At 70.0% G+C, this 1,240-nt stretch carries 1 protein-coding gene; it reads right to left on the bottom strand.

From position 1 onward, the window contains the following. Positions 1 to 111 precede the first annotated feature (111 nt). Positions 112 to 777, bottom strand: coding sequence for a LuxR C-terminal-related transcriptional regulator (locus tag ACWGIG_RS38950; protein WP_453326448.1), 666 nt, complete (start codon positions 775 to 777; stop codon positions 112 to 114). Between the last annotated feature and the right edge of the window lie 463 nt (positions 778 to 1,240).

Raw genomic sequence — 1,240 nt, 5'->3', positions numbered from 1 at the left:
GCGGTGATCGTTCGACCGCCGGACCGCAGTCCTGTGCCGGTGTCCGCGGGACACCTGGCGGGCGGGCCGGGTGCCTGGAGGTTCACCCGGCCCGAGCCTGCTCGGGGTGGTTCAGTGGATGATGCCGGTGCGCAGCGCGACCGCCACCATGCCGGCCCGGTCGCCCGTGCCGAGCTTGCGGGCGATGCGTGCCAGGTGGCTCTTGACGGTCAGGGCCGACAGGCCCATCGAGACGCCGATGGCCTTGTTGGACTGGCCCTCCGCGACGAGCCTGAGAACTTCGACCTCACGGCCGGAGAGCTCGCGGTAGCCGCCCGGGTGACTCGGGGAACCCGGGGGGCGACGGTGCATGCGGGCGGCGGCGGCACCGATGGGGGCCATGCCGGGGCGGCCGGGGTGCTGGCCGATGTTGTTGCGGGTGCCGGTGACGACGTAGCCCTTCACACCGCCGGCGAGGGCGTTGCGTACGGCACCGATGTCGTCGGCGGCGGACAGGGCCAGACCGTTGGGCCAGCCCGCCGCGCGGGTCTCCGAGAGGAGGGTCAGCCCGGAACCGTCGGGCAGGTGGACGTCGGCGACACAGATGTCGCGGGGGCTGCTGACCCGGGGGCGGGCCTCGGCGATGGAGGACGCCTCGATGACGTCACGTACTCCGAGGGCCCACAGGTGGCGGGTGACGGTGGAGCGGACGCGCGGATCGGCCACGACGACCATGGCGGTCGGCTTGTTCGGCCGGTAGGCGCCCAAGCTTGCGGGCTGCTCGAGGAGAACGGACACCAGGCCTCCGGGGGAGTGACGGGAAGGCTCCGGCTGATGGGGGTCAAGCCGGGGCGAACCGTGCTGGAAGGGTCAATGACCTCTTCGGCAGCAACACCGCCCGGCTTTAGAGAAAGATCACGAATTGATGAGTAACAATTCGGGCAATTCGGATAGACGATCGATGAATTCCCTGATCAGAGCACCAGCTCGATTGTCCGTCAGGGAGCCTCCACGGAACTCCCGATGGGCTTCCGGTGGACCCTCGACGGGCTTCGGGCGAGCTTCTGACGGGTCTTCGGGCGGCTTCCGGTGGACCCTCGACGGGTCCTCGGCCGGCTTCGAGTGAGCCTCCGAGAGAACTCCGGCAGGCTTCCGGTGGACTTCAAGTGAGCTTGCAGCGGGGTTCCGTCAGGCTTCCAGGGCGCTTTCGCCGGGCTTCCAAGGGGCGGCCCAGTGGGCGGCCCAGGGGACGCCCGGAGGA

The sequence above is a fragment of the Streptomyces sp. NPDC054863 genome (assembly GCF_053610825.1).
Note: the sequence above shows the minus strand (reverse complement) of the source record. Positions and strands in the feature narration are given on the sequence as shown.